Source organism: Rhizobium gallicum bv. gallicum R602sp, from assembly GCF_000816845.1.
GTDB classification, from domain to species: Bacteria; Pseudomonadota; Alphaproteobacteria; order Rhizobiales; family Rhizobiaceae; genus Rhizobium; species Rhizobium gallicum.
Window position 1 is genome coordinate 1,137,215 of sequence record NZ_CP006877.1, and the last position, 25,609, is coordinate 1,162,823.

The window sequence follows — 25,609 nt, forward strand, 5'->3', positions numbered from 1 at the left end:
CCTCATTCAAAACCGCGTAATCACGCTGATCCCGGTTCCTTCCGCCCGGTCCATCGCCATCAGCGCCGGTACAGCCTCTTCCAGGCTGATTGTCTGGCCGATCAGTTTCTGCGGCGCGATCTTGCCGGCGGCAAGCATGGAGAGCATGGCATCGTAGCGCCATGCCTGCATGCCGTGGCTGCCGTAGATTTCCAGCTCATGGCCGATCACCAGCGCCATGGGGACTTGCGGCGTGGCATATTCGCCGAGCATCAGTCCGATCTGCACATGGCGGCCGCGGCGGCGCAAGTTCTTGATCGAGTTGAAGCAGGTCACGGGATGGCCGAGCGCGTCGATCGACACATGCGCGCCGCCCTTGGTGATCTCGCGCACGGCTTCCGCGACATCGGCAACCGCCGCCGCGTTAATCGTCGCCACCGCGCCGCATTCGCGCGCAAAGGCAAGCTTCTCTTCCGAAATATCGATCGCGATCGGATTGGCGCCGAGCGCGCTGGCGATCATGATCGCCGAGAGGCCGACGCCGCCCGCGCCATGGATGGCGATCCACTCGCCGGGGCCGGTGCGTGCCTGGTCGGCAACGGCGCGGAAGGAAGTGGCGAAGCGGCAACCGAGGCTCGCCGCCGTCGCATCGTCGATGCTGTCGGGCAGATGCACGAGATTGGTGTCGGCATAGTCGATCGCGACATATTCGGCGAACGAGCCCCAATGCGTGAAGCCGGGCTGGAACTGGTTCGGGCAGACCTGCTGATTGCCGGAGTGGCATTCGCTGCAATGTCCACAGCCGGAAACGAACGGCACGGTCACCCGGTCGCCCGCCTTGAAGCGCACCACGCCCTTGCCTGTGGCGACGATCTTGCCTGCAAGCTCGTGTCCCGGCACATGCGGCAGGCGGATATCCGGATCATGCCCCATCCAACCGTGCCAGTCGCTGCGGCAAAGGCCGGTCGCGCCGATGGCGATGACGACGCCATCCTCGGTCGGAGTCGGGTCGGGCACCGTGCGAATGTCTGGGCTCTGCTCGAAGGCTTCGTAATACATGGCTTTCATTGGACGGCCTCCAGCTCTTTTGTTTGAGATTCCGCCGCCATGATGCCACGCGGGAGCCTGCGATTCCAACACTCCGTTCGATCATTTCCGCTGATGGACCCATCGCTTTCATGCGGGCGAACGCGCATGATTGTTGCGGCGATATGGGCGGTTGCGGCATTTTTCTTGCGTCCCGCTTGAGCGGCCGAATTTCCGCTTGACCCTGTCTGCAGGGAAGGATTTTGCTTCTCGGACATTGGCAAGGAGAAGATCATGCCCGTCGATACATCGCCCCGCACGACCACCTGGACCCGTGTCGAGGGCGAGTGGCTTGTCGGCAACCCGCCGCTGATCGGCCCGACCTCGCATGCCATGTGGCTCGCGTCCATGGTCTTCGACGGTGCCCGCTGGTTTGATGGCATCGCGCCGGATCTCGACCTGCACTGCCAGCGTGTCAACCGCTCAGCCGTCAATATGGGGCTGAAGCCCATCAAGACGGCCGAGGAGATCGAGGCTCTCGCCTGGGAAGGCATCAAGAAGTTCGACGGCAAGACGCCGATCTATATCAAGCCGATGTATTGGGGCGAGCACGGTTCGCCGGGCAGCGTCGTATCCGTCGATGCGGAATCGACCCGCTTTGCGCTCTGCCTTTTCGAAGCGCCGATGGGCGGCCATAGCGGTTCGTCGCTGACCGTTTCGCCCTTCCGCCGCCCGTCGCCGGAAACGGCGACGACGGATGCCAAGGCCGGCGGGCTCTACCCGAACAGCGGCCGCGCGATCGCCGAGGCGCGAAGCCGCGGCTTCGACAATGCCCTGATGCGCGACCTGAATGGCAATGTCGCCGAAACGGCATCCTCCAACATCTTCATGGTGAAGGACGGCGTGGTCTTCACGCCGGTGGCCAACCGCACTTTCCTCGCCGGCATCACCCGCGCCCGCGTCACGGGGTTGCTGGACCAGGCAGGATTCGACGTGCGCGAGGTGACGCTCTCGGTCGAAGACTTCATGAATGCCGATGAGATATTCACCAGCGGCAACTATTCAAAGATCGTCGGCGTCAACCGCCTCGACGGCCGCAATTTCGAAGACGGCCCGGTCACCCGCAAGGCGCTCGATCTCTATATGGACTGGGCCAACGGGCGCAGCCACAGCCAAAGCGGCGAGTAGCAATCGGCGCGCAGGGGAGTGCGAACCGGTTGCAGCCTCACGAGAAAGGTACGCGCGGATCCTGCACCAAGTAGAACTCGGTAACCGGCGTGACGTCAGTGATAAAAAAGCCAAACGCCGGTCGGTCGAGGGGATCAACCTGGCCACTGGTGAAGCGCAGCCGGTCGAATTTCTCGAAGTGGTTCTCGAAACGGGCAAACCGGTTGGACGAAATGAGGTCCGGATTGGGGTTGGTCTGATCAAATGACAGACCGTCGTAAAAGTCGCTCGGTTTGCCAAGAATCTCTTGAAGTTCGAATTCGAACTCGATCCAGGCCAGTCCGCTTTCGTTGAGAGTGACAACGCGCAAGTGGAAGGCGCCCTCGGGAAACCCGTGATGTTGAATCGGCCTTTCGGCCCTAATCACCAAAGTGACGGGGCTGGCCGAGTTCAGTTCCTCGTTGATTTCGATTGGATCGGCTTTTGTACCTGAGCCTGTAACGGACAGGATGCGGAAGCCGCCAAGCTCATCGGAGAAGGAATAATCCCCAGCATACCAACGTCCGTCGTCAGCCGGTCCGGCACTGATGAGTGACAGTGTCAGCAACGCAACCAGGATTCGCATGTGACGCCTCATCGTGAGTTCCTCTGGAGCGCCGTCTATCCGTGCAGCGACCAAGTGACCGAAGTACCGGCGAGAGTTTTCCTCAGATGCTCGTTCGCCTCCACGCCCGCAGCATCCGCGGCATATTCCGGTTTCAGCCGGTCGAGGAAATACATCGTCATCTTACCCTTGTTTTTCACGTCAAGGGCACCTCGCGGGGTGCAGTCGAAATATGATTTTACGTGTTGGTAGGTGCTTTCGGAGATGTTCACCTGGTCTGCTTCGTCCGTGCTCTCCATACGAGCTGCGATATTCACCGCGTCGCCCCAGACGTCGTAGGCGAACTTCTTCCGGCCAACGACGCCGGACATCACACTGCCGGTATGCAGGCCAACGCGGAGGTGCCAGGGCCGCTGCCCGATCGCGACCCAGCGCTGGTTCGACGCCACGACAAAGCGTCGAATCTCGAGAGCAGCAAGGCAGCTGCGGATCGGATGGTCCTTGCGGCCCTGCATCAGGCCGCCGGCGCACATGTAGGAGTCACCGATCGTCTTGAGCTTCTCCAGCCCATGTCGCGCGACGATGGTATCGAACTCGGAGAAGTACATGTCGAGGTCATCGACCAACTCCCGAGGGGAGAGTTCAACGGCTGATTTGGTAAAGTCGACGAAGTCCGTAAAAAGGATCGTCGTCGAAGGGTGGTGGCGGGGCTCGACCGAGCCCCTCTCTGTCAATTCCGCGGCTATCTTAAGTGGGAGGATGTTGAGGAGCAGGCTGTTCGCGCGCTGCTTCTCAGCGGCCAGTTCCTGCTGGGAGCGCAGCACCTCGGCCATCCTCAGGCGCAGTTCGAGCTGGGCGATGGTCTGGCGCGCGAGGCGACGGATGCCTTCGGCAGCCTCGAAGGCGAGCTCGCGCGGGGTGAGGTCCAAGATGCAGAGCGTGCCGAGCGCATGGCCGCCTGAATCGATCAGCGGCATGCCTGCATAAAAGCGGAAGAAGGGTTCAGTCGCAATGAACGGCAGTGCCTTGAAGCGATCGTCGGCGTGGGTGTCGGGAACCACCAGCATGTCGCTACGGCAGAGCGCATAGGCGCAGCAGACGCCGCTGCGGGGCACTTCTTCGATACCGGGAGGAACTCCGTGACGGGATTTGAGCCAAACCTTGGTGTCGCCGACGATGTTGACCATCGCGATCGGGGCACTGGCAATCAGGGCGGCGAGATCGGTGAGATCGTCGAATCCGGCTTCCGGGTCTGTGCCGTAAACATCATAAGCCCGTACCGCGGCCAAGCGCTCAGCCTCGTTGTCAGGTAGAGGGAAGTCCATGCCGGCGCCCTCCATCGTGCGAAGCCAAAATGGCCCGCCCGTTCAGATCGGGCGCGCGCGGCTCGGCTTTTGTCGATCATCGGTTCGGTCTTGTTCTCGGGCCCTGCCGTGGCGAAGCAGCTCACGCCGCCCATTCCACACCTACTGCCACCCAAAACTTACTCTCGCTATCTCACTTAATCAATGAGGCCGGCTGCTATCCAGAGAAGCTGGGCGCCTTCGATCGCGATCAAGTTAGGTTGGGAGCAATCATGCGCGTCTCGCCGCTTCCTGCAAGCGGGGCAAGCTCGATCCACATTCGTTCCAAGTGTCTGCTTCCTGCGCAGGCGGACGGTGCGCCAGCGCCAACTATGGGCCGAGTTCGGCCGCTAGACCGCCTTTCGCCTTGCCCGACCGTCATTTCAGGAACATTAGCTCACTGTCCTCGTTTGGCGTCTATCACCCCAAGATGAGGGACGTAATCATGTCCGACAACCCGTTCGACACCAGCCGCGGCAATGGCGGCGAGACGCATCAGCATATTCCGGAAAAGGGCCCCCACGAGGGCCTCGATCATCTGACGACTAATCAGGGCATCCGCATTTCCGACAATCAGAACAGCCTGCGCTCCGGTGAGCGCGGCCCGACGCTGCTCGAGGATTTCGTGCTGCGCGAGAAGATCTTCCATTTCGATCACGAGCGCATTCCGGAGCGGATCGTGCATGCCCGTGGTTCGGCAGCGCACGGCTATTTCGAGCTGACGGAAAGCCTTTCCGGCATCACCAAGGCCGATCTCTTCCAGCGCAAGGGCGAGAAGACGCCGGTCTTCGTGCGCTTCTCGACGGTCGCCGGCGGCGCCGGTTCGGTCGACACCCCGCGCGACGTGCGCGGCTTTGCGGTCAAGTTCTATACGCAGGAAGGCAATTGGGATCTGGTCGGCAACAACATCCCGGTCTTCTTCATTCAGGATGCCATCAAGTTTCCCGATCTCGTCCATGCGGTGAAGATGGAGGCTGACCGCGCCTATCCGCAGGCCGCCAGCGCCCACGACACTTTTTGGGACTGGGCGTCCCTGATGCCCGAAAGCACCCATATGCTGATGTGGGCGATGTCCGACCGCGCCATCCCGCGCTCTTTCCGGATGATGCAGGGCTTCGGCGTCCACACGTTCCGCTTCGTGGACGCTGAGGGCAAATCGACTTTCGTGAAGTTTCACTGGAAGCCTAAGCTCGGCCTCCAATCGACCGTCTGGGACGAGGCGCTGAAGCTGCAGGCGGCCGATAACGATTTCCATCGCCGTGATCTTCACGAGGCGATCGAAGCCGGAAACTTCCCGGAATGGGAACTCGGCCTGCAGCTTTTTGACGAGGACTTTGCCAGCAAGCAACCTTACGACGTGCTCGATGCCACCAAAATCATTCCGGAAGAAGTGCTGCCGCTGAAAATCGTCGGCCGCCTCGTGCTGGACCGCAACCCGGACAATTTCTTTGCCGAAACCGAGCAGGTCGCCTATTGCCCCGCCAATATCGTGCCCGGCATCGATTTCACCAATGACCCGCTGCTGCAGGGACGCCTCTTTAGCTATCTCGATACGCAGAAATCGCGCCTCGGCACCGCTAACTTCCACCAGCTGCCGATCAACGCGCCGAAATGCCCGGTCATGAACTTCCAGCGTGACGGGCAGATGCAGATGAACGTGCCGACGGGTCGAGCCAATTACGAGCCGAACAGCCTTGGCGTGCATGGCGAGGGAGGCGGGCCGCGCGAATGTCCCGTCACCGGCTTCCCGACATTCAGCGCCGCGTCCGGAAAAGAGGAGCAGGGCGACAAGCTGCGCATCCGCGCCGAGCTCTTTGCCGACCACTACAGCCAGGCGCGGCTGTTCTGGAAGTCGCAGACGCACTCGGAACAGGCCCATATCGCCTCGTCCTTCGTCTTCGAGCTTTCCAAGGTCGGCCTGAAGCAGGTGCCACCACGCATGGTCGGCAACCTGCTGAACGTCGATCCGGAGCTTGCCAAACGGGTCGCCGAAGGCCTCGGCATCGATCTCCCGCAGAAGAACCCGGCCGCCCGCGAGCCGATCGACATGCCCCCGTCGCCGGCACTCTCGATCCAGAAAAACATGAAGCAGACGATCGAGGGCCGCAAGATCGGCATCCTGATCGCCGACGGCAGTGACGCTCACGCCCTGCAATCCCTGGTGAACTCGATCGAGGATGCGAATGCCACGGCTTTCGTCGTTGCGCCGAAGGTCGGGAAGGCGAGGCTTTCGGACGGCAGCACGATCAAGGCGGATGGCCAACTCGCCGGTTCCCCGTCGCAGATATTCGATGCAGTCGCGGTTCTCCTGTCCGGGGAGGGCACCGGGATACTGCTGAAGGAAGGTGCCGCCGTGCAATGGGTGATGAATGCCTTCGTGCATCTGAAGGCGATCGGCCACACGCCGGAAGCCTTGCCCCTGCTTCACAAGGCCGGCGTCGAACCCGACGAAGGTGTCGTCGCATTGGACGGCGCTTTCTTCGAGGCCGCCGCCAAACGCTACTGGTACCGCGAGCCGAATGTGCGCATGCTAGCATAGATGTGTCGCGCCGCGGAGCGCTTCCTGCCCGTGGACAAGTGCCGGGAGGCCACGTCAAATCACCTTCTTCCCAGGGGAGAAGGTGCCCGAAGGGCGGATGAGCGGCGCTCCCTCGCGCTTTGCGGTAGGCGACGCACAAGCAGCCAATGGAGCTAGCTCGTTTTCTCCCTCGGCCGCACCATCCACGCATAGGCAGCACCCGCCAACAGCAGCACGCAGGTGCCGAGAAAGACCGCTCGCATGCCGATATGCCCGCCCACGAAGCCGCCGAGCACGGGGCCAGCGACCTGACCGACGTATTGCGTCGAGATGGAGTAGCCGAGTATGCTGCCTGCGGCACTGTCCGGCACGCTGTGGCGGATGACGGCGGTGATGCAGGGCAACAGCCCGCCGAGCGCAATTCCCATCAGGAAGCGCAGCGCGATCAGCTGCCACGAATTGGTGACGAAGGCCTGCGGGATCAGGAGCAGCGCCGCAACAGCAAGCGCACCCGCAATCACCGGCCAATGCCCGATCCTGTCGGCGAGCTTGCCGAGGCGCGACGCCGAAAGGATGCTGCCGAGTGCTGTCGCCGACATGACGATGCCGGCGGTCATCGTTACGCGTCCCTGATCTTCGACCAGTTGCGCCACGTAGACGGTTATGATCGGTTCGATCGACATGTTGGCGAGCATCAGAAGTAGGCCGGTCGCCAGCATCGCGACCACCGGGCCCTTGTCCGGTATCGCTGGCCAGCCGCCGCTTGCCTTCGCCGCTTGTCTGCGGGCGGGGGACTTCTCCTCCTTGAGCAGGAAGGTGGTCGCCAGGAAGGCGAGGAAGATGACGCCGCCTGCCGCCAGGAACGTGCCGCGGATGCCGATGATGGGCGGCAGCGCCCCGCCGATCAGCGGTCCGACGAGATTGCCCGCCATGATGCCCGACGACAGCACGCCGAGTGCCCAGGCCGAGCGGTCTTTCGGCGTCTGCGTCGCGACCAGCACCATGGAGCCCGAGGCGTAGCCGCCTGCAAGTCCTACGAAAAGCCGGAGCGCCACCAGCTGCCAGACGTTCTCCGCCATGCCCATCAGCGAGATTGCGATCGTCATGCCGAGGCTGGCGCGCACCAGCATCAGCTTTCGCCCGTAGATATCGCCGAGCCGGCCCCAGAGCGGCGCGACGAGCGCGGCGGCAAAGAAGGTCGCGCCATAGGCGATGCCCGACCACTGCACGGTTGCGGCATGCTCGCTGACGCCGAGTTCCGCGACATAGAGCGGCAGGAAGGGGAGCAGCAGCGTCATTGCCACGATGGTGGTGAAGGACCCGGTCAGCGAAATCGCGAGGTTTCGTTTCCAGTAGGCGGACCCGGCCGCCGCATCTGCCGCGTCCATCTGCGTCTCTGTCATGTCGAAATCTCTATGGGTACCGGTTTGGAAGAAGCGGAAACTTACGCCCCGCCGGCTCCGGTGCCAAGGACGGATCGGGCTTGAACCGTCCGGCAGTTTGCGTTTTGCCCTACTTGTTGCTATAAACTGATTGCAATATGAAACCGGATGTCAAAAGGAGAGCGGCAGTGACCGCAGCGACCCGCGAAGACACCGTCCGGGGCCTTTACAAAGCCTATGTCGAAGGTCGTAAGGGTATCGTCGACGGCACGCTGAGCGAGGATTTCACCTTCTCGAGCCCGCGTGACGATCATATCGACCGCAACGCCTATTTCGACCGCTGCTGGCCGGAACCGCCGTTCGTTCGGGGCATCGAGATCGAATTCCTGGCGATCGACGGCGATGAGGCCGTCGTGCGCTACCGCGCCGAAAAAGCTGACGGCACCGCCTTCCGTAACATGGAGGCGCTGCGCTTCAAGGACGGCAAGCTTGTGTCGGTGGAGGTCTATTTCGGGCGTGAGGTTGTCTGACCGCATTGCCTTGGTCAAGGTGGGCTGGGCAGTCGGCAGCCTCGCCCGTGTTGCAGAACAGGCAACGCGGCGTTGATCGGCCCTCAGCAGCAGTGTGTCTTCAGAGCTCTCCTGTGCCGGGAGCGGGTTGTATCCGCGCTCGCAAGATATAGCCGTGACAATCAACACCGCCTCAATGGTAGCGTCGCGTTGTCAGCCCGAGCCAGGCGCCAACCGAGCGCAAAGTTCGGTAGTTTTCTAGCATTGATCGAGGCTTATTTCCGCAACAGCGACCCATAGATCTCAGGGCCTGCGCCAAATCGGAGGTGCCGACCATCGTGTCGTTGATCATGCGCCATTCGTCCCTAGAAAAACCGGATCGCCGACGTCGAGATGATGACGAGCGAGACGGCGATCATCAAGGGCCTTACCGGCAGGCGCTTGACGAGCATCGCGCCGAGCGGCGCGGCGATCACGCCGCCAACGATGAGGCCGACAGCCGAACGCAGTTCCGACCAGCCGAGCGTCAGAACGAAGGTAAGCGAGATGGTGAGCGTCACCGCGAATTCCGTAAGGCTGGTAGAGCCGATTACCTTCTTCGGATCGTGCCCGCGACTGACCAGCGTGCTGGTGACGATAGGCCCCCAACCACCGCCGCCGATCGCATCGAGCACGCCGCCGCATAGTCCGGCCGGCGGCACGATCCAGTCCTTGACGTCGCGCGGCCAGTGCGGCTGGAATGCCTTGAAGAGGATGACGAGGCCGATGGCGATCAGATAGGCCGAAACGAAGGGCTCGATCGCCTTGCCTTCGACATTGGCGAGGATATAGGCTCCGACCGCCCCGCCGATCATCCCTGCCGGCGCCAGACGCGCCACGAGTTTCCAGTCGACATTGCGGTGATAGACATGCGATGCGCCTGATGCTGCAGTCGTGAAAATCTCCGCCACATGTGTCATCGCACTGGCATTTGCGACCGGCACGCCAAGCGCCAGCAGGCTCGTCGTCGAAAGCACCCCGAACGCCATGCCGAGCGCGCCATCGACGATTTGCGCGCAGAAACCGACCAGCACGAAAAAGAAGAAATCAAGCGTCATTGAACTCCCCGAACTGGCGGCTTCGCAAGGGAACACGCAAAAGGCGAGAAAAGTTCCTTTCGCAATGTCCGGCAATCGCTTGCTTCAGGCGCCAAGTTTCGCGCGATAACGCCTTTGGAGCAATGGAAGAATCGTATGTGGCTGAAGCGGTCGAAGCGTTCATCAAACGCTGGCAGGGCCAAAAAGGCGGCCCGTAAAGACCGCTCTTCCTGACGGATCTTTGCGGTCCTGGGCCTGCACGGCGATCCCGCCTCCACGGCCACCGAAGCAACGTCTACGTCTTCGAAAGGGTCATGCGCGAAACGGCCAAGAGGGCTCGGTCTTCCGTAAGAGCATCGATCTTTACAAGCGCAACTGCTTCATTCTCGAAGCCAAAAGGAAGCTCGCCGGCCGGCAGGATGCGCCGACGCTGCCGCGGCATCGCTTGAGGTTTCTGCCGCAGTCGAAAAAGCACTTGGGACGAGGGCAGGCAGCATTGGCTGCAGCTAACTGACGACGTGATTGATCCCCGTCGCGTTGATTGCGGGTTCATGCCCGAGGATTTCACCAGACCAAAGCTGCAATAGCTGCAGAAACGAGAAGGAAGAGGCTCTCTTTCACGCCGCGAGATGAGTTGCCTTGGCGCATGGATTCAACGTTGTGGCATTTTGCTACAATATTTTGCGCTTAACCATACCGCTTAGGCTTTCGTTCATCCTCCGGCATCAGTTTGCGCCCCGGTGGCTGGGAACCAACCATTGAGGATCGGAAGCTATGACCCATGCACTCGTGCTTTTCTCGGCCGTAACCGCGATCGTCGTATCGATATCGGCGATCGGCAGTCAGCCGGCGCCGAACAATTCGAAATGGCCGGAAATCCATCCGGCGAAGACCTCGCGTGTTCTTTCAGCGCCTGAGCGTTGATGAACGGCCAGTTCATTATCGGTTCAGGACCGCACGGCTAAATCTCGCTTCGGCTGGATTTATGGAGACTCGCAATGAAGATTATCTCGCTGGCAGCAGCGCTCGTTATCGGAGGCCTTTCGGCAGTTTCCGCCGAAGCGATGCCGATGGCGCCGGCGCGTGCCGATACCGCCGCCCCGTCTGCGATCACGAAAGTCGATTATGCCTGCGGGCCCGGATGGCGCCTGAACCGCTGGGGCGAATGCCGCCCGCGCTTCCACCGTCCGCCGCCGCCGCGCTACTGGCATCGCCCGTCGCCACGTTGGGGCTGGGGCTGGGAGCGTCCGCGCCATCGACGCGACCGCGACTGGGGCCGCTACGACCGTTATGACCGCTACGAGCGCAGCAGCTTTTGAGCGGCGCAGCGATCGGTAAACGCTGAGATTGACGAAGCCGGGACGAAATGTCGCCCCGGCTTTATTTTGCTTTCCGGGTTGCCACCTTCTCCGGCGTCGTCGCCAGCGCGAATTTCGCGATTTCCTCCTGCGTCAGATAGTAGAGCCGGTCGGGTGGCGTCTCCATCGCATGCAGCCAGAGGCCGGGCTTGATGCCCATGTCGCCGAGATGGCGGGTGACGCCGGCCGTTGTGCGCTGCGCCTCCGACATTGCGCGCTCCGGCGAAAGCTTCTCCTTCGAGCCGTTGAAGACCTGATGTACGCCGATGACGGCGCCATCCTCGGCCTCGCGGGTCACGCCGCCGGCCATGATGATCGGGCAGGAGGAAGCGCAGAGCGCGCCGCTTGCCACCCTGGTGCCGATCTTCCGTTCGCGAATGAGCTTCGACATCGCCAGCGCATCGCCGACGGCGCCGCCCGGCGAATCCAAAGAAACGGTCTTCACATATTCGCCGCGCGCCGCAATCTCTTGTTCGAAGCGGGCGGCAGCGCCGAGCTCGATTGCCCCCTGCGCCAGAAGTACACCGCCCGGCTGTAGCTCGAAACGGATCGGCTGCTTGAGCAGCTCGATGCTGGTCGTGATCTCGGAAGGTGGCGCCTGCGGTCCACCCTCCGTCAGCGCCGGCGGCAGCACCGGCATGGTCTCCGGCTGTGCCGGATCGAAGCCCGGCAGCTTGGCGTTGGCGGCGCTGATCTCGCGCCAGTCGATGACCGCAAGCACGATCGAAGCGGCCAACAGCGCGTGGAAGGCGTGCCGTACCAGCGTGCCGTCCTCTGTGGAAAGCACATAATCCTTCAGCCGCTGCCCTGCCGTTTCCAGCCTCATACAGGCGGTCCCTTCCTCGGTCCCTTGCCAGAGAGATCGAAGCTCGCAATGTTCGATTGGTCCGGCGTTTCCGTTTTCTCTGCCTCAGTGAGCGCGGCTTCGAGATCGAGGCCACGCTGCTGGACGGCCCGCTGCACCTCCAGTGCCTGCAGAAGCTCCGCCGCGGTGATCCGCTCGGCAAATGGCAGGCGCTGGTCCTGGCGCCGCAGCGTCGAGTGGACAATCGACAGCATGAAGATCAGCACCGCCGGCAGGATATCGATCGAGATTGCGCCGGCCCAGCTCGGGATGAAGTCGGAAGCATAGCGCAATACGGCTTCGGCAGAGGAGAGGGGCACGAACCGCCGCTCGGCGACCGGTTCGCGCGAAAGGATCTGGTCGGCCGCCTGCGACAGCACCTTGGATTGTGCCGCAACCGAGGATCGGATCGTCTCCATGACCTGATCCTGCCGGTTGGCGAGATCGGCCTCGCGGCCGTCAGCGACGGGGGCGATGAAACCGAGCGAAAGGTCTTCGGCCGCACGCTTCACCGAAGGGGCGATGGAGGTCTGCTCCAGCGAGGTAATGACGCCGGAAAGCCCGACGACTTCGGCGGCGAATTGGTCGGCGCGCGGATCGATCGCGCCGGGGGCCGAAACCAGCGTACGCATCGTTTCCAGATGCTTGCGGCCCTCGTCGAAGAGCGAGGTGACCCGGTCGCGCGAGGCATTGATGCCGTTTTCGAGCTCCGTCAGCTGCGAGGCCATCTGCGAAAGAAGCTGCACGACGCTGCCTGCGCCCGTCGTGCCCGTCAGCGCGCCGGTTTCCCGCTCCTGGTCGGCCAGCCGCTCGAAGCGCTCCTGCGTGCGCTGGATGTCCGGCAGCAGGCTCTGGGCCGCAAGCGCGTTCTGATGCGCCTTGTCGAGGTCGGCGGTGTAATCCTCCAGCGTCTCGGCAAGATGCTGTTCGAGTGCGGCCGATCCTGCAAGGGCAGCCGCATTCAACCAGCTCGACATGGCGATGATCATCGCGCAACCGAGCGCCATGACGCCGAGCATCGCGCCGCGTCCTGCCGCACCCGTCACATGCGGATAGAAGCGCGCCATATAGGTCCAGAAGGCATAGATCGCCACCGAGACCGCGCTGGAATAGATGAGGGCGGCGAAGAACACGGCCGTTGCCGAGCCGTCGAGGATGCTGCGCACGCCGAGATAGGTGTAGACGCCCGACGCGAGCGCCAGAACGGCGAGCGCGAAACGCGTCATTGTTTCGACGGCGTCGATGCCGTCCTGCAGGCGATGGGATGCGCCGAGCGCCATGGGTTTCCTCCCGGTGGTATCCTCTTAAGAAACCATTAAAATCCCGGCGAAAACAAGGCCCGCAAAAGCAGCGGATCGGCTACGCCGCAGGAGGTATGCCCGGGCAGGCCCGCACCTTACTCTTCCGGCAGCAGGTTGAGCGTCTGCGTGTCCAGTTCGCTGCCGATTTCCGCGCCTTTCGATTGCTTGTCGTAGACACAGATATGGGTGACGAAGCCGTTGGCGCCTTTCGGTCTGCCGGTGACCAGCGCCAGCCCATAATGCGCGCTGCCGATGGGATCGACGACCGCCCTTGCATCCGCGATGGATGCGGCCGCCGCTTGCCTGCACTTGGCCTCCACATCCGCGGCAAATTCCTTCCATGCCTCGTCGGAGGAGGCGAGTGCACGAGCTGCCGTCATCAAAAAGAGGATCGTTGCGGAAAGGCGGATATTATTCCTCTGCATCGTGGTTTCCTTGGGCGCGGTGTCTGCCGCAAGCGCGGCTATATGCCGATGATGGGCGATTTTTGCCACCGAAGCCAGGGCTGTAGGCGAGGCAAATTTTCCTCGCAGGCGGCCGATTTTTGATGTTTCCACCGTTGCCTCCCTACGTTTCCGCTCCTATGTTCCGCCTCACCTGCCGATCCCGCAATCTTTTGCCAAGAGGAGATCTACAATGGCTTTCGAATTGCCCGCACTCCCGTACGACTACGAAGCTCTCGCACCTTTCATGTCGAAGGAGACGCTGGAGTTCCACCACGACAAGCACCACAAGGCTTACGTCGACAACGGCAACAAGCTGGCGGCTGAAGCAGGCCTGGCCGATCTCTCGCTCGAAGAGGTCGTGAAGACGTCCTTCGGCACCAATGCCGGCCTCTTCAACAACGCGGCCCAGCACTACAACCACGTCCATTTCTGGAAGTGGATGAAGAAGGGCGGCGGCGGCAACAAGCTGCCGGGCAAGCTGGAAGCGGCGTTCAACTCCGACCTGGGCGGCTATGACAAGTTCAAGGCCGATTTCGCCAATGCCGGCGCCACGCAGTTCGGCTCGGGCTGGGCCTGGGTATCGGTCAAGAACGGCAAGCTCGAAATCTCCAAGACGCCGAACGGTGAAAACCCGCTCGTGCACGGCGCTTCCCCGATCCTCGGCGTCGATGTCTGGGAGCATTCCTACTACATCGACTACCGCAATGCCCGCCCGAAGTACCTGGAAGCCTTCATCGACAGCCTGATCAACTGGGACTACGTCCTGGAGCGCTACGAAGCCGCCACGAAGTAAGCGGTCCTTCGCGTTGAAATCCAGCACCCGGCGCCTTGAAACGCCGGGTGCTTTCGTTTCCGCTCCCTATCACGGCCCTGTCACGGCCTTCTCATCCGACGCTCCTAAAGCAACCGCCATGCCTTTCTCGGACACTCTCCTTTTCCGCTTCGGCATCATTGCCGACCCGCAATATGCAGCGATCGCGCCGAATGCCGCGATGGACCGCTATTATACCAACAGCCTCGCGAAGCTCGCCGAAGCGATCGAGGTTTTCAACGGCGAGGAGCTGAGCTTCGTGATGACGCTCGGCGATGTCATCGACGGGATTTGGGAGAGCTTCGACGATATCCTGCCGGTCTACGAAAAGCTCCGCCACGAGAACCTCTTCCTGCTCGGCAATCACGATTTCGCGGTTCCGGCGCAGCATCTTGCCTCTGTTTCCGCGCGCGTCGGTCTGCCGTCGCCCTATTACGCCTTCTCGTGCCGTGGCTGGCGTTTCGTCGTTTTGAACGGCAACGAAGTCAGCACGTCCGCGCCGCCGGAAGGGCATCCATACCGCGAACTCGCAGCCGAGCGTCTGGCGGCGCTGGCGGCAACGGGCGCGATCAACGCCCATCGCTGGAATGCATCACTGAGCGACGAGCAGTTCGCATGGCTTGCGGCCCAACTGGATGCGGCAGGAGCCGCCCGCGAGCGTGTGATCGTGATGAACCACTATCCCGTCTATCCGCCGAACGAGCACGACATGTGGGACCGGGAACGCATCATCGATCTCATCTCCGGCCATGACAACGCCGTTGCCTATTTCTGCGGCCACAACCACGTCGGCAACTACGGCAAGACCGGCGGCTGCCACTTCGTCAATTTCAAGGGCATGGTCGACACCGAAACGGAAAATACCTTCGCCATCGTCGAGGTCTTCGAAGGCCGCCTCGAAATCCGCGGTTTCGGCCGCGAGGAAAGCCGCACGCTGGCGCTTTAGAGCCGCCATCGTTATCCGCCGGATGGAACCGATGCCTCTCCTGAAAAGTTAGGCATGAGACCCTTCAGGAGGCCACACGATGTTCCAGGCTCTTGAAATACTGACTGTTCTCATCGTCGCCGTCGCAATGGCACTGGCCCTTGCCCACGCGCTCGAGCTGCCGGGCAAGATGCGGCTGTCGAAGGAGCAGTACCTTGCCGTGCAGCCCATCTATTATCCCGGCTTTACCTTCGGCGGCGTCGCCGAGCCGCTCGGCCTGATCATGATCCTGGCGCTGGTCGTGCTGACGCCGCCCTTCAGCGGCACCTACTGGCTGACCGCCGGCGCTTTCGTGGCGCTGCTCACCATGCATGCGATCTATTGGATGGTGACGCATCCGGTAAACAATTTCTGGCTTAAGGAAAATCAGCCGGAAGGAGCCGGGAAACGCTTTTTCAGCTTCAGGTCTCATGGGGACGCCGAAGCGCCGGAGTGGACCGTCCTGCGCGACCGCTGGGAGCGCTCCCACCTTGTGCGCGCCGTCTTCGGCCTGGTCAGCCTGATCCTGCTCGTCATCGCCGTCGCCGTCTGAGACATCGCCGGGCGGGCCCCTGCGATGTCTCAGCGTTAGGACGAGACGGTAAGCGGTCTTTCCGCCCAGCCGTTCATCCATTCTTCGCGCAACCTGTCGCCTTCCCCCCGGAAGAAGGCGCCGGCCGCTTCGCAATGCTCGACGCGGTCGCTGCGGAAATTGCGGATGGCCTGGCGCAGTTCGCACCAGCCGACGATATTGGCGTAGTGTGAATAGTAGATTAGCGCGATCGGGCGGATGGTGCGCTCGGTGGCGCGTCCCAGTTCGTCGCGGTAGTTAAGCGCCAGCTTCTGCTCGTCGCGGATCGCCCGGCGCACCATGCCGAGATCAAAGCCGGCAGGCGGCTGGGCGACCGTGCCCCAGGCAAAGAGCGCCTTGTTCTCCATCGCCTGTCGCAGCGGTACCGGCACCGCGCCTGCGATCTTCTGGTTCACCCGCTTTGCCGCCTGCTTCAGCTCCGCGTCGCCGGTGCGCTCCAAAAGCGCCAGCGACAACACGATCGCCTCCAATTCCTCGATAGAAAACATCAGCGGCGGCAGGTCGAAACCGGGGCGCATGATATAGCCGATGCCGCGCCCGCCCTCGATCGGCACGTGCATCGCCTGCAGTGCGGCGATATCGCGATAGATGGAGCGCACCGTCACCTCCAACGCGTCCGCCATCGCCTGCGCCGTCACCGGTTTCTTTGCCAACCGCAGGATCTGGATGATCTCAAAAAGGCGTGATGCCTTGCGCATTTTGCCGGTTTCCTCCAAGGCTCCTGACAATACACTGTCAGTTGGGCTTTGGTATAGCACTGCCTATCGAATTGAAATCCAAGGCGCTCCGCCAAAATGGCCGCCGGCTCGAAGGCAGACAACTGACATGACCTACACGGAAAACCTCTGGCTCTACTTCACCCTTCTATTCGGCATCATCATCGTGCCGGGCATGGACATGCTCTTCGTGCTCGCCAATTCCCTTTCCGGCGGCAGAAGCCGTGGTATGGCGGCAACGGCAGGCATCATGGCGGGCGGCGCGGTGCATTCGCTCTACGGCGCAATTGGCGTTGGCATCCTCGCGAGCCTCATTCCCTGGCTCTTCAACCCGCTGCTTTTCTTCGGCGCTGCCTACATGATCTGGATCGGCTTCACGCTGATCCGCAGCTCGATCACCGTGGATACGGTCGGCGAGGGGAGCCTGCGCTCCGGCTGGCGCGCCTTCCGGCAGGGCGCGATCACCTGCCTCATCAATCCGAAGGCCTACCTCTTCATGCTCGCCGTCTATCCGCAGTTCCTCAAACCCGTCTACGGGCCGATCTGGTTGCAGGGCCTGATCATGGGCGCCATGACGCTTGCGACGCAATTCGCGATCTACGGCGCAGTGGCGCTCACCGCCTCGCGAAGTCGAACGCTTTTGATCTCCAATCCCGGCGCTACCATCATCGTCGGCCGCGCCGCCGGAGCACTGCTGATCGCCGTCTCGCTGCTGACTGCCTGGCATGGCTGGAAGGCGGTCGCATGAGTGCGACGAGCAGATAGGTAGCGAGACTTGACCGAGCCCATCTTATTCCTGTGCCTGTTACGGAAAACCATTCACGGCGCGGACGCGCCGTGAATGACCTCTCCTTCTTAAAACGAGTCTCCGGCGCCATCGACATGGTGCTGCTGGAACCCTGCGACAGGCACAGGGATGAGGATTGCGGGTGAATTACCATTTTGAAGTCCTTTTCGTATCACCCACTTGTTACTTCGCGCCTCGTATAAATTTGCCATCATGCGGCCGCGAATATCAGGCGCCGGGTTCGGAGAGACCTCGGTATCGAGAGGAGCGGACATATGAATTTCAGAACAATTGCGGCGGCTGTGCTCGTTGCCGGCATGGGGGTGACGGCGGTCTTCGCGCAGCAGCAGGGCACGCATGAAGCGCGCGAAGCGCTGATGAAGAAGGTCGGCGGCTCGGCTGGCGCCATGACGGCAATCGCCAAGGGCGAAAAGCCCTATGATGCAGAGGTGGTGAAGGCAGCGCTGACGACGATCTCTGAAACCGCCAAGGTCTTCCCCGACCAGTTCAAGCCGGGCACGGAGACCGGCGACAAAGCGGCGAGCCCGAAGATCTGGGAAAACATGGATGACTTCAAGGCGCGCGCCGCAAAGCTGAGTAGCGACGCCGAGAAGATCCTCGCGCAGCTTCCGGCCGACGCTGCCGGTGTCGGCGGTGCGTTGAAGACGCTCGGTGCCAATTGCGGCGGCTGTCATGAGAATTACCGCATAAAGACGGATTAAACGCTAGCCGTCCCCATCCGAATCCATCGGTCCGCACCTGCCTTGCCGTAGGTGTGGACCGGTTTATCTTAGACCGTTGCAATCGCTAAAAAGGGTTCGGCATGGTCCGCAGGTTCATCCGGTTTGTGCTTTGTCTTGTCGGCATTGTCGCCCTCGGCGGTGCGGCCTTTTATTTTGTCACCGCGCCGAACCCGCTGCCGGAAAGCCATTGGGCCAATCTCGGCACGCCGGATGTGAAGAACGGCGAAACGGTGTTCTGGGCGGGCGGCTGCGTCGGCTGTCATGCCGCTCCCGGTTCCGAAGGCGATGCCAAACTCACGCTATCCGGCGGTCTTGCGCTGAAGAGCCCCTTCGGCACTTTCCATGTTCCGAATATCTCGCCGGACGAGAAGGCGGGCATCGGTTCCTGGACGCTCGCCGAATTCGGCAATGCCATGAAGCGCGGGATCACCCCCGGCGGCCAGCACCTTTATCCGTCCTTCCCCTATGGCTCCTATGCGCGCATGAGCGACAAGGACGTCAACGATCTTTTCGGCTACATCAAGACGTTGCCCAGGAGCGGCAATGTCGCGCCGCCGCACCAACTGCCGTTCCCCTATGATATCCGGCTCGCACTTGGCGGCTGGAAGCTCCTCTATTTCAACGACGCGCCCCGTGTCGTGCTCGCCAACGCCGACGACAAGCTGAAGCGCGGCCGGTATCTCGTCGAGGGCCCCGGCCATTGCGGCGAATGCCATACGCCGCGTGACGCGCTCGGCGGCTTCGAGCCCGATATGTGGCTCGCAGGCGCTCCGAATCCGGAGGGCCGTGGTCGTATCCCGAACATCACCCCGGGCTCCAAGGACATCGGTTCCTGGAGCGAGGCCGATATCACCAACTACCTCGAAACCGGCTTCACCCCGGACTTCGACACCGCCGGCGGCTCGATGGCCGAGGTCCAGCGGAGTCTCGCGCATCTTCCGAAAGGCGATCTCGAAGCGATCGCCGCGTATTTAAAGGCGGTGCCGAGCCGATGATGCGTCGATCCCGAGATCGATCCGCGCGAGGCGGCGGACCGGCAGGAGCCTCAACCAATGGGCGGAAGTGATACTGTCGAGAGCGGCCGGAAAGTCGGCCGCCTGAGCCTCACGCAGCCTTCGGCTGGTGCTCCGCGCCAAACATCAAAAGATACTGGTCGAGATCCTCATTGCGGAAGTCGAGCGCCCGGTAGATTTCGGCGGCAAAGGTGGTCGGGGCGGAACCGGGGGCGGTGACCAGCATCCCGTCGCGCACCGCCGCCGGCGCGTCCTTGTAATGCGCATGCCCGCAATAGCCGGGCAGGTCGGCGATGAAACGCAAGGCATTGCTGGTATGCGCCGCATTGTTCAGCGCGCCCGCCTTTGCAAGCGCCAGCGTTGCGCCGCAGATCCCAGCAACCAGTTTGCCGCGGCCCATGAAATCGTCGATGACGGGCTTTAGATCCGGCGCCTTCTCGGTCTCCCAGATCATGCCGCCGCAAAGCACCAGACCGTTGAACGCCTCCGCCCGCAGCGCTTCGGCCGCCGTATCGGGCGTCACGCGCAGGCCGCCCATGGACCGCACCTCGGCGCCACCGGGCGCCGCCGTCACCACGTCGAAGCCGAATTCGGTGCGGGCGGAAGCCGTCAGCTGCCCGACCTCCCAGTCCGCGAAAGCCTCCGTCAGAACCACAGCAAGCCGTGTCATTTGTCTCTCCCTCGTCCGTTGGAGCGGCAGGCGCTCAAGCCAGCGCCTGCATATAGCGCATGCCGGTGACCGGGCGAGGGGTGAAGTCCATATGTTGATAGAAGCGGTGTGCCTGGATGTTTCCAGTCGCCGCACTCACTGAAAGGTAATCGCAGCCCGCATTCCTCGCGGTTTCGCGGGCGCGGTTGACGAGGTGCAGGCCGATGCCGTGGCCGCGATGGCCGTCGCGCACGAAGAGGTGGTGCAGGTCCATGCCACGCTTGCCTTCCTGCGCCCTGTAGAGCGGCACAAGGATGGCATAACCGATCAGCCCGTCGCCGGTTTCGGCCACTAGCGCCGTGATCCACGGAACCGGGCCGAAAAGGTCGCGTTCCAGTTGCTCGGGGGTGGCGATCGCCGCATCGCCGTGATGGGCGGCAAGCAGGGCGATCATCTCGTTGAGTGCCGGCAGGTCCCGCGGTTTTGCCGTGCGGATCGTCACCACCGGGGGGCGGATCAATGAAATTTCGCTGTCTTCGATTGCAATCATGGCCTTCGCGTCCTTGTATGGTGTTCTGCCGTCAGGACGCTGCCGATTACAACAAAGCCGCCTGACGGCGGCTTGTTGACAATATGATCTGTCTGGCCGCCCTTTACAGGTACAGCCAAAAATACGTGCTGGTGATGTGCGCGTTGTTGATCATGTGCGATAGATTCTCCAGAACGCGCGATTTGTCAATGGGGCGTCATCATCCGCGGATACTATCTGTTAAGTTGCGTCGCGTGGCGCTGTGGCCTTTTGTAGAAAATCCCATAATTCCAGACGAACGCTTTTACGGAGGGGCATCATGCGTTTCGTTTCCAAGGACGTTGAAGGATATCGCATTTTCGCAGTCACCGGTGTCAACACCGTCTCGTTTGCCGTCGACTACCAAAATGCCGATACGAAAGGCCTGCTCGGTTTCGCGGTCGAGCGTTACGACCCCACGGAAAACCAGCGCTATTTCGTCTATGGCATGAAGGTGTTCGCAAGCGTCATCCCGCAGCCGGACGAAAAAACGGTCGTCACGACCTACGATCACCCGGTGCAGAGTTTCGTGTGGGACGACTTCACGGCAAAGCCGGGCCGCCGATACGAATATTTCTTCTATCCGCTGAAAGGCAAGCCGAAGAACATCGACCGCAGCGCGCCGCCGGTAAAGATCGTGGTCACGACTGAGCCGCTCTTTACGGAGCTTGAGCATGATGTCTTCTTCAACCGCGGTGTTGCCAGCAGCCAGGCCTATCAACGCCGCTTCGGCAACGAAAAGCCTGACGATCTGCAGCCGGCGGAGAAGCGCCTTGAAGCGTTGCAATGGCTGAGCCGCGACCTCGACGAGGCGCTTTTCAGGTTCATCGATCAGGCGAGGGCCGGCGACACGCTCCTCGGATGCTTCTACGAATTCCGCTATCTGCCGGTCGCCGAGCGCCTGAAGGATGCCATCGATCGCGGCGTCGTAGTAAAGCTCATCCTCGACGCGAAGATCAACGAATACACCGACGGCAAGGGCAAGTTCCATCCGAGTTTTCCGCGCGAGGACAACAAGGCTATGGTCAAAGACGCCGGGCTTCCGGCGACGGTGATTGCCCGCTGGCGGGAAAACAATCCGAACAACATCCAGCACAACAAGTTCCTGGTCCTGCTGAAAGGTGCTGCGCAAAAGCCGGCGGAAGTCTGGACAGGTTCGACGAACATGTCGCCGGGCGGCATCCACGGGCAGACGAATGTCGGCCATTGGGTGCGCAATGCGGATGTTGCTGCGGCCTTTGAGGCTTACTGGAAGGCGCTCGAAAGCGATCCGGGCGCAGTTGAGGGAGAAACGAGAGCCGTATCCGATGCCAAGCGCAAGGCCTATCGCGACGCCGTGATGGGGCTGGCGCCGATTCCGGCGGACTGGGAGAATATTCCGAAAGGCGTATCGAGTGTCTTCAGTCCGCGGTCAGGAAGCAAGGTGCTCGATATGTACGTCGACGCGCTTGATTCCTCTACCGATTACGGCGGCATCACGCTTGCGTTCGGCATCGGCAAGAAATTCAAGACGGCGCTGGTCGACAACACGGAAGCCGAGATGCCACAGCGTCCCGTGATCTTCCTGCTCTTGGAAAAGCAGGACAAGCCCAATCCCCGTGCCAGCGATCCCTTCGTGCCGCTGAATGCGAAACATAACGTCTATCAGGCCTGGGGATCGTTCCTGCGCGATCCGGTCTACCAGTGGACGCGGGAAACCAATGCCCGGGCGCTCGGGCTCAACCAGCATGTGGCTTACGTCCACTCGAAATTTCTGCTGAAGGACCCGCTCGGCGCCGACCCGATCGTCGTGTCCGGTTCGGCGAATTTTTCAGAAGCTTCGACCAACGACAACGACGAGAATATGCTGCTGATCCGCGGCAGCGAACGCGTGGCCGACATCTACTTCACCGAGTTCAACCGGCTCTTCAACCACTATTATTTCCGCTCGATCCAGGAGGTCATGGCCGGGCGGAGCGACGGGCAAGCGAACGCCTCAGCCGACACCAGTGCAAGCCTCTTCCTGGACGAGAGCGAGACCCAGGAGTGGCTGAAGAAATACAAGCCCGGCACGCTGCGCTGGAAGCGCGTGCAGGTGTTCGCCAAGATGGCGGGCGCGAAGACGCTGTAGCGTTGCGGATCCGACAGAATATTCTATGGGATGTTGCGCAGCCCAAGCGGCGGCTCATCAAGCCGGTGGATGGGGGACGCAAGGAAGACCGCACCCCATGAGCGCCCCCGTCGGGGCTGCGCCCTGCGGGCTTGCAATCTCAGGATAAGGGTTGCTCGCCGGCGCCCGCCGCACGGCACTCGTCCTGAGGTGCCTGAAGGCGAAGATGCAGCGCCTCGAAGGGTCTCCTCCTCACACGCCGCCTTGGCTGTATGGATCGCTGAATGCGTGCCTTTTGCCGCCAGCGCCCATCCCGTACTCTCCTCATTCCTGTTCCTTCAGCAAGGAGAGGAACGAGGGCGGAAAGGATGGGCAGCGCCAGTCAGCAACGTGGTCTTTACCGTTCCGCCCGTCGAACATCACATGGAAAGCCAAGGATACGCTTCCCTTTCGCGGCTTCTGCATATACTATAGCCCCCTATACTAAAATGGTAGCAGCCCCTTGTCGCACACCATCCGTCAAAAGAAAAAGCTCATCGCCCGCGTCAGCCGCCTCAAGGGCCAGCTGGAAGCCGTCGAGCGTGCTCTGGAGGCCGAGCGCCCCTGTGGTGACATCCTGCAGCTGCTGGCCTCGATCCGCGGCGCGCTGAACGGGCTGACCGGCGAGGTACTTGAGGATCACCTACACGAGCACGTGCTGCATGCGGCCGACGAGAAGGCCCGCGCCGAGGCGGTCGAGGAAATTTCGCAAGTGCTGCGGACCTACATCCGCTGAAGAGATCGAAGGAACGCGCGATGAGTACACAAACGCTGGAACACGACCATGTCTTCCTGGGTGCTGGTCACGAGCGCAACGAGCGCCGCGTCTGGTTCGTGATCGCGCTGACGGTGGTGATGATGGTCGTGGAAATCGGCGCCGGCACAATATTCGGCTCCATGGCGCTCGTCGCCGATGGCTGGCACATGTCGACGCATGCCAGTGCGCTTCTGATCTCCGCTGTTGCCTATCTCTATGCCCGCAAGCAGGCCCGCAATCCGCGCTTTACCTTCGGCACCGGCAAGCTAGGCGATCTGGCGGGTTTCGCAAGCGCCATCATTCTTGCCATGATCGCGTTGCTGATGGCCTGGGAGAGCGTCTTGCGCATTGCCAATCCGGTACCCATCAGCTTCGCACAGGCGATCGGCGTCGCCGTCATCGGCCTTGCCGTCAATCTTGTCAGCGCCTGGCTGTTGAAGGATAGCGGCCATCACCACGGGCACAGTCCCCATCATCACCACGTCGATCATGCGCATCATGATCACGGCGAGCTTACCCACCACGCCGGGACCATCGACAACAACATGCGCGCCGCCTACACCCATGTCCTTGCCGATGCGCTGACCTCGGTTCTCGCGATTGCGGCCCTTTCCTTCGGCAGCCTTTACGGCTGGCTCTGGCTCGATCCGCTGATGGGCGTCGTCGGCGGCCTCATCATCGCGCAATGGTCCTGGGGCCTGATGAAGTCCTCCGGCCGCGTGCTGCTCGATGCGATCGCGGACGGCGAGGAGCTGCCAGGCGAAATCCGCAAGGTGATTGAAACCGACAGCGACCGCATCACGGATCTGCATGTCTGGCAGCTCGGCCCTGGCCATCACGCCGCGATCGTCGCCGTCGCGACATCCGAGCCGCGCGAGCCTGCTTTCTACAAGGCGAAGCTCGAAAGCCTGGACGAGCTCTCGCACGTGACCGTCGAGGTCACGCAATTGCAGGCGGCCTGACGACGCCGCAAAGGCGACGACAAGGCGCCACAATCGCGGCCTAGCTCTTTGGCTTGTTGATTCAGCCGGAGTGATTTCATGAATGACTTTTCGATCCCTCGCCGCACGATCTTGACGACGGCGATGCTCCTTCCCGCACTTTGCCTTGCTTCGTTCGCCCGCGCCTCCGAAACCGATGACGACATTGAGCGCCGGTTGGCAGAGCTTGAAAAGCGCACCGGCGGCAGGCTCGGCGTTTCCGTCATCGATACCGAAACAAAGGTCACCCTCGGCTATCGCGAAACCGAACGCTTTCCGATGTGCAGCACCTTCAAGGTGCTCGCCTCGGCCATGGTGCTTTCGCGCGTCGACAAGGGCGAGGAGAATCTCGAGCGCCGCGTGATATATGACCAGGACAAGCTCGTCTCCTATTCGCCGGAAACGGAAAAACACGTCGGCGGGGAGGGGATGAGCGTCGGCGAACTTTGCAAGGCGGCAATTACGCTGAGCGACAATACCGCCGGCAACCTGTTGCTTGAAAGCGTCGGAGGCCCCAAGGCACTCACCAAATGGCTTCGCTCGATCGGCGACCGCGCGAGCCGCCTCGATCGCTGGGAGACGGCGCTGAACGAAGGCAAGAAAGGCGATCCGCGCGACACGACGACCCCGGACGCGATGCTCGACACGCTCGGCAACCTCGCGCTCGGCTCGGTGCTGTCCGAGCCCTCACGCGAAAAGCTGATCGAATGGATGCTGGCCAACACCACCGGCAATGCACGTCTTCGCGCCGGTCTGCCGGGAGCCTGGAAGGTGGGCGACAAGACCGGCACGGGCGACAATGGTACCGCTGCAGACATCGCCATCATCTGGCCGAAGGGCCGCGGCCCGATTCTCGTGACGGCCTATATCGCCGAGGCGACGGCGCCGGTGAAGGAGTTGAACCCCGTCTTTGCCGAAGTCGCGAAGATCGTCGCGGGCATGGCGGGATAATCAGCAAATTCAAGACCATGCGACGGAGAAATGAATCTCCGTCGCATCCTCTTGAATCATTTTGCGAACTTAGACGGTCTGTTCGCCTTGGGTGTCGGCCGCCAGGGACCTGGAAGCGGCGCCCTCGGTGTCGTCTGAGCTGTCGATGCCGGGAAGCTCGCGCTTGATCGCCTTGGCGATCTGCTTTTCGCTTGCGTCGCGTTCCTCAGGCTGTATGGCGGCAAGGTCATCCTCGCGTATACCGGGTTCCTTGAAAACGCGCTTGCGGATAATCACGTCCGACGCTTCGTGCTGGCATAGTCGTTCACCTCGTCGACCAACTGGGCATGGTGTTTCTTGGGCGACGAGATCGGCTTCGGTTTCTTCGGCAATCGCTGCGTCTCCCACATGGCGCTGA

General features: G+C 61.9%; 27 protein-coding genes. 15 read left to right on the plus strand and 12 right to left on the minus strand.

Going from position 1 to position 25,609, the window contains the following annotated elements:
- Nucleotides 1-6: 6 nt before the first annotated feature.
- Nucleotides 7-1,047, minus strand: coding sequence for a zinc-dependent alcohol dehydrogenase family protein (locus RGR602_RS05540; protein WP_039844284.1), 1,041 nt, complete (start codon nt 1,045-1,047; stop codon nt 7-9).
- A gap of 252 nt (nt 1,048-1,299) precedes the next feature.
- Between RGR602_RS05540 and RGR602_RS05550 the strand changes: the two genes are divergently transcribed.
- Entirely contained in the window at nt 1,300-2,193 is an 894-nt protein-coding gene (locus RGR602_RS05550; RefSeq protein WP_039844286.1) for a branched-chain amino acid aminotransferase, read from the plus strand.
- A 37-nt stretch (nt 2,194-2,230) separates the two neighbouring features.
- Here the strand turns inward: RGR602_RS05550 and RGR602_RS05555 are convergent, their stop codons facing one another.
- On the minus strand, nt 2,231-2,809 hold the full coding sequence (locus RGR602_RS05555; protein WP_170250466.1) for a hypothetical protein: 579 nt from the start codon (nt 2,807-2,809) through the stop codon (nt 2,231-2,233).
- A gap of 23 nt (nt 2,810-2,832) precedes the next feature.
- Nucleotides 2,833-4,116: an adenylate/guanylate cyclase domain-containing protein gene (locus RGR602_RS05560; protein ID WP_052451489.1), complete on the minus strand. Its 1,284-nt coding sequence runs from the start codon at nt 4,114-4,116 to the stop codon at nt 2,833-2,835.
- A gap of 448 nt (nt 4,117-4,564) precedes the next feature.
- On the opposite strand from RGR602_RS05560, the gene RGR602_RS05565 reads away from it, so the two are divergent.
- The gene (locus RGR602_RS05565) at nt 4,565-6,658 is read left to right on the plus strand and encodes a catalase (protein ID WP_039844288.1); all 2,094 of its coding nucleotides are present in this window, start codon (nt 4,565-4,567) and stop codon (nt 6,656-6,658) included.
- Nucleotides 6,659-6,810: 152 nt separating this feature from the next.
- On the opposite strand, the gene RGR602_RS05570 is transcribed toward RGR602_RS05565, so the two are convergent.
- On the minus strand, nt 6,811-8,040 hold the full coding sequence (locus tag RGR602_RS05570; protein ID WP_039844289.1) for an MFS transporter: 1,230 nt from the start codon (nt 8,038-8,040) through the stop codon (nt 6,811-6,813).
- 167 nt (nt 8,041-8,207) lie between these two features.
- Between RGR602_RS05570 and RGR602_RS05575 the strand changes: the two genes are divergently transcribed.
- Entirely contained in the window at nt 8,208-8,549 is a 342-nt protein-coding gene (locus RGR602_RS05575) for a nuclear transport factor 2 family protein (RefSeq protein ID WP_039844290.1), read from the plus strand.
- A 344-nt stretch (nt 8,550-8,893) separates the two neighbouring features.
- Here RGR602_RS05575 and RGR602_RS05580 read toward each other — a convergent pair whose 3' ends face one another.
- Nucleotides 8,894-9,625 (minus strand): sulfite exporter TauE/SafE family protein, encoded by a 732-nt coding sequence (locus RGR602_RS05580; protein ID WP_039844291.1) that lies wholly within the window; start codon nt 9,623-9,625, stop codon nt 8,894-8,896.
- A gap of 753 nt (nt 9,626-10,378) precedes the next feature.
- Here RGR602_RS05580 and RGR602_RS36890 point away from each other — a divergent pair.
- Nucleotides 10,379-10,528 carry a hypothetical protein gene (locus tag RGR602_RS36890; protein WP_166677401.1) on the plus strand — a complete coding sequence of 50 codons (150 nt, stop codon included), beginning with the start codon at nt 10,379-10,381 and terminating at the stop codon, nt 10,526-10,528.
- A gap of 74 nt (nt 10,529-10,602) precedes the next feature.
- Nucleotides 10,603-10,923, plus strand: a complete 321-nt coding sequence (locus tag RGR602_RS05590; protein ID WP_039844293.1) for a GCG_CRPN prefix-to-repeats domain-containing protein — start codon at nt 10,603-10,605, stop codon at nt 10,921-10,923.
- Between the two features lie 61 nt (nt 10,924-10,984).
- On the opposite strand, the gene RGR602_RS05595 is transcribed toward RGR602_RS05590, so the two are convergent.
- The 3 genes from RGR602_RS05595 to RGR602_RS05605 form a co-directional block, all read right to left on the minus strand.
- Nucleotides 10,985-11,788, minus strand: a complete 804-nt coding sequence (locus RGR602_RS05595; RefSeq protein WP_039844294.1) for a COG3904 family protein — start codon at nt 11,786-11,788, stop codon at nt 10,985-10,987.
- Nucleotides 11,785-13,086, minus strand: coding sequence for a hypothetical protein (locus tag RGR602_RS05600; protein ID WP_039844295.1), 1,302 nt, complete (start codon nt 13,084-13,086; stop codon nt 11,785-11,787). The genes RGR602_RS05595 and RGR602_RS05600 overlap by 4 nt, the downstream gene beginning before the upstream one ends.
- 116 nt (nt 13,087-13,202) lie before the next feature.
- Nucleotides 13,203-13,532: a hypothetical protein gene (locus RGR602_RS05605; RefSeq protein ID WP_039846670.1), complete on the minus strand. Its 330-nt coding sequence runs from the start codon at nt 13,530-13,532 to the stop codon at nt 13,203-13,205.
- 211 nt (nt 13,533-13,743) lie between these two features.
- Between RGR602_RS05605 and RGR602_RS05610 the strand changes: the two genes are divergently transcribed.
- The 3 genes from RGR602_RS05610 (at nt 13,744) to RGR602_RS05620 (ending at nt 15,881) form a co-directional block, all read left to right on the plus strand.
- Nucleotides 13,744-14,346 (plus strand): superoxide dismutase, encoded by a 603-nt coding sequence (locus RGR602_RS05610; protein ID WP_039844296.1) that lies wholly within the window; start codon nt 13,744-13,746, stop codon nt 14,344-14,346.
- A 118-nt stretch (nt 14,347-14,464) separates the two neighbouring features.
- Nucleotides 14,465-15,310 carry a metallophosphoesterase gene (locus RGR602_RS05615; RefSeq protein WP_039844297.1) on the plus strand — a complete coding sequence of 282 codons (846 nt, stop codon included), beginning with the start codon at nt 14,465-14,467 and terminating at the stop codon, nt 15,308-15,310.
- 79 nt (nt 15,311-15,389) lie between these two features.
- The gene (locus tag RGR602_RS05620) at nt 15,390-15,881 is read left to right on the plus strand and encodes a DUF1772 domain-containing protein (RefSeq protein ID WP_039844298.1); all 492 of its coding nucleotides are present in this window, start codon (nt 15,390-15,392) and stop codon (nt 15,879-15,881) included.
- Between the two features lie 35 nt (nt 15,882-15,916).
- Here the strand turns inward: RGR602_RS05620 and RGR602_RS05625 are convergent, their stop codons facing one another.
- On the minus strand, nt 15,917-16,618 hold the full coding sequence (locus RGR602_RS05625) for a helix-turn-helix transcriptional regulator (protein WP_039844299.1): 702 nt from the start codon (nt 16,616-16,618) through the stop codon (nt 15,917-15,919).
- 127 nt (nt 16,619-16,745) lie between these two features.
- Here RGR602_RS05625 and RGR602_RS05630 point away from each other — a divergent pair, with 127 nt between their 5' ends.
- The 3 genes from RGR602_RS05630 (at nt 16,746) to RGR602_RS05640 (ending at nt 19,161) form a co-directional block, all read left to right on the plus strand.
- Complete coding sequence (locus RGR602_RS05630) at nt 16,746-17,384, plus strand: LysE family translocator (protein WP_039844300.1); 639 nt, start codon at nt 16,746-16,748, stop codon at nt 17,382-17,384.
- A gap of 314 nt (nt 17,385-17,698) precedes the next feature.
- Nucleotides 17,699-18,145, plus strand: a complete 447-nt coding sequence (locus tag RGR602_RS05635) for a c-type cytochrome (protein WP_039844301.1) — start codon at nt 17,699-17,701, stop codon at nt 18,143-18,145.
- A 101-nt stretch (nt 18,146-18,246) separates the two neighbouring features.
- The gene (locus RGR602_RS05640) at nt 18,247-19,161 is read left to right on the plus strand and encodes a cytochrome c (RefSeq protein ID WP_039844302.1); all 915 of its coding nucleotides are present in this window, start codon (nt 18,247-18,249) and stop codon (nt 19,159-19,161) included.
- Between the two features lie 109 nt (nt 19,162-19,270).
- Here the strand turns inward: RGR602_RS05640 and RGR602_RS05645 are convergent, their stop codons facing one another.
- Together RGR602_RS05645 and RGR602_RS05650 are read right to left on the minus strand one after the other, a co-directional pair.
- Entirely contained in the window at nt 19,271-19,849 is a 579-nt protein-coding gene (locus RGR602_RS05645) for a type 1 glutamine amidotransferase family protein (RefSeq protein WP_039844303.1), read from the minus strand.
- A 34-nt stretch (nt 19,850-19,883) separates the two neighbouring features.
- Nucleotides 19,884-20,378 (minus strand): GNAT family N-acetyltransferase, encoded by a 495-nt coding sequence (locus RGR602_RS05650; protein ID WP_039844304.1) that lies wholly within the window; start codon nt 20,376-20,378, stop codon nt 19,884-19,886.
- 298 nt (nt 20,379-20,676) lie between these two features.
- Between RGR602_RS05650 and RGR602_RS05655 the strand changes: the two genes are divergently transcribed.
- From RGR602_RS05655 to bla, 4 genes are all read left to right on the plus strand, one after another.
- Nucleotides 20,677-22,506, plus strand: a complete 1,830-nt coding sequence (locus RGR602_RS05655) for a phospholipase D-like domain-containing protein (RefSeq protein WP_052451491.1) — start codon at nt 20,677-20,679, stop codon at nt 22,504-22,506.
- Nucleotides 22,507-22,987: 481 nt separating this feature from the next.
- Nucleotides 22,988-23,260 carry a Ni(II)/Co(II)-sensing transcriptional repressor DmeR gene (dmeR, locus tag RGR602_RS05660; protein WP_039844305.1) on the plus strand — a complete coding sequence of 91 codons (273 nt, stop codon included), beginning with the start codon at nt 22,988-22,990 and terminating at the stop codon, nt 23,258-23,260.
- Nucleotides 23,261-23,280: 20 nt separating this feature from the next.
- Nucleotides 23,281-24,243 (plus strand): CDF family Co(II)/Ni(II) efflux transporter DmeF, encoded by a 963-nt coding sequence (dmeF, locus tag RGR602_RS05665; protein WP_039844306.1) that lies wholly within the window; start codon nt 23,281-23,283, stop codon nt 24,241-24,243.
- A 78-nt stretch (nt 24,244-24,321) separates the two neighbouring features.
- A complete protein-coding gene (bla, locus tag RGR602_RS05670) occupies nt 24,322-25,212 on the plus strand; it encodes a class A beta-lactamase (RefSeq protein ID WP_039844307.1) in 891 nt (296 codons plus the stop codon).
- Nucleotides 25,213-25,281: 69 nt separating this feature from the next.
- Here bla and RGR602_RS05675 read toward each other — a convergent pair whose 3' ends face one another.
- On the minus strand, nt 25,282-25,488 hold the full coding sequence (locus RGR602_RS05675) for a hypothetical protein (RefSeq protein WP_039844308.1): 207 nt from the start codon (nt 25,486-25,488) through the stop codon (nt 25,282-25,284).
- Between the last annotated feature and the right edge of the window lie 121 nt (nt 25,489-25,609).

Excerpts from the sequence above, each read along its gene's own strand:
- RGR602_RS05540 (WP_039844284.1), bottom strand. The coding sequence starts at position 1,047 with ATGAAAGCCATGTATTACGAAGCCTTCGAGCAGAGCCCAGACATTCGC.
- RGR602_RS05550 (WP_039844286.1), top strand. The coding sequence starts at position 1,300 with ATGCCCGTCGATACATCGCCCCGCACGACCACCTGGACCCGTGTCGAG.
- RGR602_RS05555 (WP_170250466.1), bottom strand. The coding sequence starts at position 2,809 with ATGAGGCGTCACATGCGAATCCTGGTTGCGTTGCTGACACTGTCACTC.
- RGR602_RS05560 (WP_052451489.1), bottom strand. The coding sequence starts at position 4,116 with ATGGAGGGCGCCGGCATGGACTTCCCTCTACCTGACAACGAGGCTGAG.
- RGR602_RS05565 (WP_039844288.1), top strand. The coding sequence starts at position 4,565 with ATGTCCGACAACCCGTTCGACACCAGCCGCGGCAATGGCGGCGAGACG.
- RGR602_RS05570 (WP_039844289.1), bottom strand. The coding sequence starts at position 8,040 with ATGACAGAGACGCAGATGGACGCGGCAGATGCGGCGGCCGGGTCCGCC.
- RGR602_RS05580 (WP_039844291.1), bottom strand. The coding sequence starts at position 9,625 with ATGACGCTTGATTTCTTCTTTTTCGTGCTGGTCGGTTTCTGCGCGCAA.
- RGR602_RS36890 (WP_166677401.1), top strand. The coding sequence starts at position 10,379 with ATGACCCATGCACTCGTGCTTTTCTCGGCCGTAACCGCGATCGTCGTA.
- RGR602_RS05590 (WP_039844293.1), top strand. The coding sequence starts at position 10,603 with ATGAAGATTATCTCGCTGGCAGCAGCGCTCGTTATCGGAGGCCTTTCG.
- RGR602_RS05595 (WP_039844294.1), bottom strand. The coding sequence starts at position 11,788 with ATGAGGCTGGAAACGGCAGGGCAGCGGCTGAAGGATTATGTGCTTTCC.
- RGR602_RS05600 (WP_039844295.1), bottom strand. The coding sequence starts at position 13,086 with ATGGCGCTCGGCGCATCCCATCGCCTGCAGGACGGCATCGACGCCGTC.
- RGR602_RS05605 (WP_039846670.1), bottom strand. The coding sequence starts at position 13,532 with ATGCAGAGGAATAATATCCGCCTTTCCGCAACGATCCTCTTTTTGATG.
- RGR602_RS05610 (WP_039844296.1), top strand. The coding sequence starts at position 13,744 with ATGGCTTTCGAATTGCCCGCACTCCCGTACGACTACGAAGCTCTCGCA.
- RGR602_RS05615 (WP_039844297.1), top strand. The coding sequence starts at position 14,465 with ATGCCTTTCTCGGACACTCTCCTTTTCCGCTTCGGCATCATTGCCGAC.
- RGR602_RS05620 (WP_039844298.1), top strand. The coding sequence starts at position 15,390 with ATGTTCCAGGCTCTTGAAATACTGACTGTTCTCATCGTCGCCGTCGCA.
- RGR602_RS05625 (WP_039844299.1), bottom strand. The coding sequence starts at position 16,618 with ATGCGCAAGGCATCACGCCTTTTTGAGATCATCCAGATCCTGCGGTTG.
- RGR602_RS05630 (WP_039844300.1), top strand. The coding sequence starts at position 16,746 with ATGACCTACACGGAAAACCTCTGGCTCTACTTCACCCTTCTATTCGGC.
- RGR602_RS05635 (WP_039844301.1), top strand. The coding sequence starts at position 17,699 with ATGAATTTCAGAACAATTGCGGCGGCTGTGCTCGTTGCCGGCATGGGG.
- RGR602_RS05640 (WP_039844302.1), top strand. The coding sequence starts at position 18,247 with ATGGTCCGCAGGTTCATCCGGTTTGTGCTTTGTCTTGTCGGCATTGTC.
- RGR602_RS05645 (WP_039844303.1), bottom strand. The coding sequence starts at position 19,849 with ATGACACGGCTTGCTGTGGTTCTGACGGAGGCTTTCGCGGACTGGGAG.
- RGR602_RS05650 (WP_039844304.1), bottom strand. The coding sequence starts at position 20,378 with ATGATTGCAATCGAAGACAGCGAAATTTCATTGATCCGCCCCCCGGTG.
- RGR602_RS05655 (WP_052451491.1), top strand. The coding sequence starts at position 20,677 with ATGCGTTTCGTTTCCAAGGACGTTGAAGGATATCGCATTTTCGCAGTC.
- dmeF (WP_039844306.1), top strand. The coding sequence starts at position 23,281 with ATGAGTACACAAACGCTGGAACACGACCATGTCTTCCTGGGTGCTGGT.
- bla (WP_039844307.1), top strand. The coding sequence starts at position 24,322 with ATGAATGACTTTTCGATCCCTCGCCGCACGATCTTGACGACGGCGATG.